1 protein-coding gene is annotated in these 246 nt (G+C 43.9%); it reads left to right on the top strand.

Features of this window, described 5'->3' with window-relative positions; all coding sequences use genetic code 11:
* The coding region (locus tag V5P19_RS24220) for a glycosyltransferase family 9 protein (protein ID WP_334408078.1) at positions 1-246 on the top strand (246 nt) is incomplete at both ends.

The raw sequence follows: 246 nt of genomic DNA, 5'->3' as shown, positions 1-246 counted from the left end.
CATCAAGGTATTACGTGCCAATAAGTATGACCTTATCGTCAATCTTACCGATCAATGGATGGTTGCTATACTGGTTCGCTTATTAAATGCCCGTGTGAAAATTTCCCAGGATTATCATCATCGGCAGTCTGCTTTTTGGCGTAAAAGTTTCACCCATTTGGTGCCGTTGCAGGGTGGAAATGTGGTGGAAAGTAACTTATCCGTGCTGACACCATTGGGACTTGATTCGTTGGTGAAGCAGACAAC

Origin of the sequence: Enterobacter sp. UNJFSC 003, assembly GCF_036903355.1 — a bacterium.
In the GTDB taxonomy this organism is placed as follows: Bacteria; Pseudomonadota; Gammaproteobacteria; order Enterobacterales; family Enterobacteriaceae; genus Enterobacter.
Note: the sequence above shows the minus strand (reverse complement) of the source record. Positions and strands in the feature narration are given on the sequence as shown.